The sequence below is a fragment of the Actinophytocola sp. genome (assembly GCF_036402745.1).
In the GTDB taxonomy this organism is placed as follows: Bacteria; Actinomycetota; Actinomycetes; order Mycobacteriales; family Pseudonocardiaceae; genus Actinophytocola.
In genome coordinates this window covers 1-6,557 of the sequence record NZ_DASWSJ010000302.1, presented here as the reverse complement: position 1 = coordinate 6,557, position 6,557 = coordinate 1, and the positions used below count along the sequence as shown (strand labels likewise).

The following is a 6,557-nucleotide window of genomic DNA, read 5'->3' as shown; positions in this document are numbered from 1 at the left end:
GACGCAGGCCAGGGCCGTGGCCGCCTACTCGACCCGTTCGCCCTTGCCCAGGACCACTACGCCGCCCGGGCTCACCGTGTAGCGCGCTCGGTCGGCGGACAGGTCGACGCCGATCTGGGCGCCGTCGTCGACCACGACGTTCTTGTCCAGGATCGCCCGGCGCACCACCGCGCCCTTGCCGATCCGCACGCCGGGCAGCAGGACGCTCCCCTCGACCGTCGCGCCGTCCTCGATCATCACGTCCGCGCTGATCACGGACTCGCGCACGGACGCGCCGGAGATGATCGAGCCCGGGCCGACCATCGACTCGACCGCTGAGCCCGAGTTGACGAACTTGGCCGGCGGCAGCGGCGGTGTCGCCGTGCGGATCGGCCAGCGGTGGTTGTAGAGGTTGAACACCGGGTGCACCGACACGAGGTCCTGGTGCGAGTCGTAGTAGGCGTCGAGCGTCCCGACGTCACGCCAGTAGCCGCGGTCGCGCTCGGTGGCGCCCGGCACCTCGTTGTCGTCGAAGTCGTAGACCATCGCGCCGCCGTCGTTGACCAGCATCGGGATGATGTCGCCGCCCATGTCGTGCATCGACTCGGGGTTGGCCGCGTCCGCGCGCAGCGCCTCGAGCAGCACGTCCGTGCGGAACACGTAGTTGCCCATCGACGCGAACGTCACGTCCGGGTCGTCCGGCACGTGCGGCGGCTCGGCCGGCTTCTCGAGGAACCGGGTGATCCGCCCGTGCGCGTCGGAGTCGATGCAGCCGAACGCCTTGGCCTCGGTGCGCGGCACCCGGATGCCGGCGACGGTGACGCCCGCGCCGGAGTCGACGTGGTGCTCGACCATCTGCGCCGGGTCCATCCGGTACACGTGGTCGGCGCCGAACACGACGATCTGGTCCGGCCGCTCGTCGTACACGAGGTTGAGCGACTGGAAGATCGCGTCCGCGCTGCCGGTGTACCACCGCGGGCCCAGCCGCTGCTGTGCCGGCACCGGGGTGATGTACTGCCCGAGCACGCTGGACAGCCGCCACGTCGTGGAGATGTGCCGGTCCAGCGAGTGCGACTTGTACTGCGTCAGCACGCACAACTGGTGGTAGCCGGCGTTGACCAGGTTGGACAGCACGAAGTCGATCAGCCGGTAGTTGCCACCGAACGGGACCGCGGGCTTGGCCCGGTCGGCTGTCAGCGGCCACAACCGTTTTCCCTCACCACCGGCGAGCACGATGGCGAGAACGTGCGGCTGGCCCTTCACGTGCTGACCCTAACCGCGCGGAGCCGGGCGGGGCTACCGTGACAGGCGTGCGTATCGGGCTCTTAACCCGCGAGTTTCCGCCGGAGGTCTATGGCGGGGCGGGAGTTCACGTCGAGTTCCTCGTACCTCGGCTGCGCGAGCTCGTCGACGTCGACGTGCACGCGTTCGGTGCGCCGCGTTCGGCCGAGGGCGTGCACTCCTACGAGCCGGCGCCGGGCCTCGACCACGCCAACCAGGCACTGCGCACGCTGTCGGCCGACCTGCTGATCGCCGCCTCGGCCGACGCGGTGGACCTGGTCCACTCGCACACCTGGTACGCCAACTTCGCCGGGCACCTCGCCAAGATCCTCTACGGCATCCCGCACGTGGTCACCGCGCACTCGCTCGAGCCCCGCCGGCCGTGGAAGGCCGAGCAGCTCGGCGGCGGCTACCGGCTCTCCTCGTGGGTGGAGAAGACCGGCTACGAGGCCGCCGACGCGATCATCGCGGTCAGCTCGGGCATGCGGGCCGACGTCCTCGACTGCTACCCCCAGCTCGACCCCGATCGGGTGAAGGTCGTGCGCAACGGCATCGACTCGGCGGCCTACCACCCGGTCACCGAGGACGACGCGCTGCGCCGCTACGGCGTCGACCCGGACCAGCCGATCGTCGTGTTCGTCGGCCGGATCACCCGGCAGAAGGGTGTCGGCCACCTCATCGCCGCGGCGCACCAGATCGACCCGGCCGCCCAGCTCGTGCTGTGCGCGGGCGCGCCGGACACCGAGGAGCTCGCCGAGGAGACCCGCAAGGCGGTGTCCGAGCTGGCGGCCGCGCGGCCGGGCGTGATCTGGATCCAGAAGATGCTGCAGCCGGCCGAGGTCCGCCAGCTGCTCAGCCACGCCCTGGTGTTCGTCTGCCCGTCGGTGTACGAGCCGCTCGGCATCGTCAACCTCGAGGCGATGGCGTGCGGCACCGCGGTCGTGGCGTCCGATGTCGGGGGCATCCCCGAGGTCGTCGCGGACGGTGACACCGGGCTGCTGGTGCACTACGACTCCGCGGACGGGTCAGCCTTTCGGGTGGGACTCGCCGACAACGTCAACGAGCTGCTGGCCGATCCGGATCGCGCGCGGCGGATGGGTGCCGCCGGCCGGAAGCGGGCCGAGCGCGAGTTCTCGTGGGCCACCGCGGCCGAGCGAACCGTCGAGGTGTACCGGTCAGTCCTACCCTGAGTTGACCCTCGGTGGAGTCCGGCTGATATCCGGGTTATACCTGAGAGCGCATTCAGCGATCAGCTACTAGCTTTGGCCCTGTGGCGACAACAACCCTGGTCAGCGGCCCGATCCGCATCCGCTTGGCGCGGTTCACGGTGGCGTCCGCGATCGCCACCGGGATCAGCCAGCTCGTGCTGCTGACCACCTACTGGGTCGGCTCGACCGACGCCACGATGGCCAGCACGCTCGCGTTTCTCGTCGGCTCGGTGCCGCACTTCTTCATGGTTCGCTACTGGGCTTGGCGCGACACCGACTCGGGCCGCCTGCGCCACCAGCTCACCACGTACTTCACGGTCACCCTCGTCGGCGGCATCTCCTCGATCGCGCTCACCACGCTCACCGACTGGCTGCTCGGCCCGCTCGTCACCGACCAGGGCTGGCACGCGCTCATGCTCACGCTGAGCTACCTCGCCGCGAGCGGACCGGTGTTCCTCATCAAGTTCGCCCTGTTCGACTGGGCCTTCACCAACCGGGGTCAGAGCGAGTACGAGGACACGAGCTCGACCAGCGTCCGCGCCGCGAACCCGGTCGCCCCGGCGGTCACCTCGTCGTAGTTGCGGTCGGCGCGCGCCGGACCCGCGATGTCGAGGTGCGCCCACGGCAGCCCGCCGGTGAACTCCCGCAGGAACATCGCCGCCGCGATCCCGCCCGGTCCGGGCGGACACTGCCGCACGTCGGCGATCTCGCTGCGCACCGCCTCGGCGAACTCGTCGCCCACCGTGCCGGCGTCCGAGGGCAGCGGCATCCGCCACCAGCGCTCGCCGACCCGCTCGCCGGCCGCGCGCACCCGGTCGAACACGGCGTCCTCCGACGCGAACACGCCGCCGGTGCGCAGGCCGAGCGAGACCTTCATCGCACCCGTGAGCGTGGCCACGTCGACGATGAGGTCCGGCGCGAGCCGCTCGACGGCGTAGGCCAGCGCGTCGGCCATCACCATCCGGCCCTCGGCGTCGGTGTTGGTGACCTCGGTGGTCCGGCCGCCGTAGTGCCGCACGACGTCACCCGGCCGGTAGGCCGACCCGGACACGTGGTTCTCCGCGCACGGCACCAGGCCCGTGACCCGCACGTCCGGCCCCAGCTGCGAGATCGCCTCGACCGCGGCGATCACCGCGGCGCCGCCGGACATGTCGGTGCGCATCAGGTGCATGCCGTCGGCGGGCTTGATCGAGATGCCGCCGGTGTCGAACGTGATGCCCTTGCCGACCAGCACGACGTGCGGTGCGCCGCGCCGGCCCCAGGCCAGCTCCACGAACCGCGGCGGGCGGGTAGAGCCGCCGCCGACCGCGAGCACGCCGCCGAAGCCCTGCTCGGCGAGCCAGTGGTGGTCGCGCACGGTCGCGTCGACGCCGGGCGCGCGGCCCGCGGTCCGGGTGGCCATCCGCGCGAGCCAGGCCGGGTCCTTGACGTTGGACGGCGTGTTGGCGAGGTCCCGGGCCAGCGCGGTGGCCTGGGCCAGCACCGCGGCGCGGTGCGCGGCCGCCTCCAGCTCACCGGCCTTGTCGCCCACGACGAGCCGGATCGTGCGGACCCGCGGCGGCTCCGGCTCGCCGCTGACGACGTAGCCGTAGCCGCCGAGCCGCAGCCCGACGACAAGGTCGGCGATGTGGTCGGGTCCCGCGTCCGCCGGCAGCTCGAGCTGTATGGTTCGCTCCGCCGCACGGCCGGCGTGGGTGTCGGTGTCGATCCGCGCGTTGAGTGCTCGGGTCAGCGCGGCACCGGCGGTGCGCCACTGGTCGGGTTCTCCCTCCCCGACCCCGGCGACCCACCGCACCGCCGAGCCGACGGGTCCCGGTTGGACCTCGCCGGCCTTTCCGGTGAGCGCGACCGCGCGCATCCACTCACCGGTGAGCTCGGTCTCCCGCGTGACCGGTGCCGGTGTCGGATCCCCGGAGCGACACAGCACGGCGAGCGGCGTGGCCCGCCGTGCGGTGGTGCTGACCTCCACCTCGGGAAGTGCTGTCGGTAAAGCAGGTACCGACGTGTGCAAGGGTCCTCCAGACTCGACGAAGGGCTTGGCGCTATCCACTCAGGACAGCGAGCGTCAGCCTGCGGCAGCCTTCAACGCGTCCCCCAGGGCACTGGCCTCCTCTGCCGACATCTCGACGACGAGGCGCCCACCACCCTCGAGTGGGACGCGCATCACGATGCCCCGACCCTCCTTGGTCACCTCGAGGGGACCGTCACCGGTCCGGGGCTTCATGGCCGCCATAGCGTGCTCCCTCCGTCATAGCCTGCCTGCTTCGGCCGGGCCGACCGGGCCGAAGACGGTGACATTCTCCCCTATGGCATCTCGCCGGTGAAATCGAACCGATCAACTGCGTGTCGATGACCGGCCGTTATGCGTGGCGAACCCCCTGGCGCGGGCCCGCTCTCGGCTGACAGACTCGAAAATCGTGCGAGCCCGGTCCGCGCTGTTCGACGTGTACGGCAGCTACCTCAGAGCGCGAGGTGGCTCGGCCGCCATCGCCGCGTTGGTGCGCCTGCTCGAGCCGCTGGGCTTCGAGGCGCCGGCCATCCGCACCGCGGTGTCCAGAATGGTGCGTCAGGACTGGCTGCGTCCGGTGCGGCTCGCCGACGGCCCCGGGTACGCGCTGACCAGGCGCGCAGAACGCCGGCTCGACGAGGCGGCCATGCGTATCTATCGCACGAATCCCTCCACTTGGGATGGTCGCTGGCAGGTGCTCGTGCTCGAGGAGCTGCCGACCCGCAGCGCCCGCGAGCGGCTCGACTCGTCGCTGCGGCTGCTCGGCTACGGCCCGCTCGGGCCCACGACGTGGGTCGCTCCCCGGGCCTCAGCGGAACTCACGGAGATCCTCGAGGCCGAGGGGCTGGCCGGCCGGGCCTTCTACGGCGAGCACGAGGGCGACGACGGCGACCTGGCCGCGCGGGCATGGGACCTCGACTCGCTCGGCGCCGACTACACGAGCTTCGTGACCGAGTGGCTACCCAGAGTGTCCGCTGTGGACGGTACGGTGCCGGCCGAGGCGTTCGCCGCGTCGCAGCAGCTGCTGCACGCGTGGCGCAAGTTCCTGTTCCGCGACCCCGGGCTCCCGGCGTCGCTGCTGCCGGCGGACTGGCCGGGCACCGAGGCGGCGCGGTTCTTCGACAGGGAGACCGCGCGGCTGGCGCCGGCCGCCGAGGCTTTCCTGGCCGACTGTCTCAACCGAGGTAACCGCACGAGGTCCAGCGCCTGAACCCACTGGAGGTAGGAAGTCTTGGCTGACACCGAAACGCCGCTCCTGGTCGACGACCGGGACGGGGTGCGCACGCTCACGCTGAACCGGCCGGAGGCGTTCAACTCGCTGACCGTCCGGCTGAAGGAGGCGCTGCTCGCCGCGCTGACCGACGCCGCGGCGGACGACGGGGTGCGCGCGGTGGTCCTCACCGGGGCGGGCAAGGCGTTCTGTGCCGGGCAGGACCTCAAGGAGCACGTGGCGGCGCTGCGCTCGGACGACCCCGAGCCGTTCCGGACCGTGGCGGAGCACTACAACCCGATCGTGCGCGCGCTGACGGGTATGCCGAAGCCGGTGATCGCGGCGGTGAACGGGATGGCCGCCGGCGCGGGCGCGTCGTTCGCGTACGCCTGCGACCTGCGGGTGGCCGGCGAGTCGACGAAGTTCCTGATGGCCTTCGCGACGATCGGCCTCACCGCGGACTCGGGCGCGTCGTGGACGCTGCCGCGGCTGATCGGCTACGGGCGCGCGATGGAGATGATGCTGCTGGCGAAGCCCGTCCCGGCGGCGCAGGCGCTGTCGCTGGGCATGGTGACCGAGGTCGTGCCCGACGCGGACGTGGTGTCGACGGCGCACGCGCTGGCCGCCCGGATGGCCGCCGGCCCGACGACGGGCTACGGCAAGATCAAGGAGGCGCTGCTGACCGGCGCGGGCGCGGACCTCGAGGGCGCGCTCGCCTGCGAGGGCGCGGGCCAGACCATCCTCGGCGCGACGGTGGACCACCGCGAGGCGGTGGACGCCTTCGTGGAGAAGCGCACCCCGACCTTCACCGGCCACTGAGCCTCGCCTTTGGCTCTGAGTTGTCCACAGTGGGTCGAGTTATCCACAGGAA

7 protein-coding genes are annotated in these 6,557 nt (G+C 71.6%); 4 read left to right on the top strand and 3 right to left on the bottom strand.

Features of this window, described 5'->3' with window-relative positions; all coding sequences use genetic code 11:
* Positions 1-24 precede the first annotated feature (24 nt).
* Positions 25-1,242: a glucose-1-phosphate adenylyltransferase gene (gene glgC, locus VGD70_RS28170; protein ID WP_331086568.1), complete on the bottom strand. Its 1,218-nt coding sequence runs from the start codon at positions 1,240-1,242 to the stop codon at positions 25-27.
* Positions 1,243-1,289: 47 nt separating this feature from the next.
* Here glgC and glgA point away from each other — a divergent pair, with 47 nt between their 5' ends.
* Both glgA and VGD70_RS28160 read left to right on the top strand, forming a co-directional pair.
* Positions 1,290-2,450, top strand: a complete 1,161-nt coding sequence (glgA, locus tag VGD70_RS28165; protein WP_331086566.1) for a glycogen synthase — start codon at positions 1,290-1,292, stop codon at positions 2,448-2,450.
* 80 nt (positions 2,451-2,530) lie between these two features.
* The gene (locus tag VGD70_RS28160) at positions 2,531-3,046 is read left to right on the top strand and encodes a GtrA family protein (RefSeq protein ID WP_331086564.1); all 516 of its coding nucleotides are present in this window, start codon (positions 2,531-2,533) and stop codon (positions 3,044-3,046) included.
* Here VGD70_RS28160 and VGD70_RS28155 read toward each other — a convergent pair.
* Both VGD70_RS28155 and VGD70_RS28150 read right to left on the bottom strand, forming a co-directional pair.
* On the bottom strand, positions 2,968-4,479 hold the full coding sequence (locus VGD70_RS28155; protein WP_331086562.1) for a leucyl aminopeptidase family protein: 1,512 nt from the start codon (positions 4,477-4,479) through the stop codon (positions 2,968-2,970). The genes VGD70_RS28160 and VGD70_RS28155 overlap by 79 nt on opposite strands.
* 54 nt (positions 4,480-4,533) lie before the next feature.
* Complete coding sequence (locus VGD70_RS28150; protein ID WP_075127418.1) at positions 4,534-4,701, bottom strand: DUF3117 domain-containing protein; 168 nt, start codon at positions 4,699-4,701, stop codon at positions 4,534-4,536.
* A 184-nt stretch (positions 4,702-4,885) separates the two neighbouring features.
* On the opposite strand from VGD70_RS28150, the gene VGD70_RS28145 reads away from it, so the two are divergent.
* Both VGD70_RS28145 and VGD70_RS28140 read left to right on the top strand, forming a co-directional pair.
* A complete protein-coding gene (locus VGD70_RS28145) occupies positions 4,886-5,686 on the top strand; it encodes a PaaX family transcriptional regulator C-terminal domain-containing protein (RefSeq protein ID WP_331086556.1) in 801 nt (266 codons plus the stop codon).
* A gap of 21 nt (positions 5,687-5,707) precedes the next feature.
* The gene (locus VGD70_RS28140; protein ID WP_331086554.1) at positions 5,708-6,505 is read left to right on the top strand and encodes an enoyl-CoA hydratase-related protein; all 798 of its coding nucleotides are present in this window, start codon (positions 5,708-5,710) and stop codon (positions 6,503-6,505) included.
* The last annotated feature ends 52 nt before the right edge of the window (positions 6,506-6,557 follow it).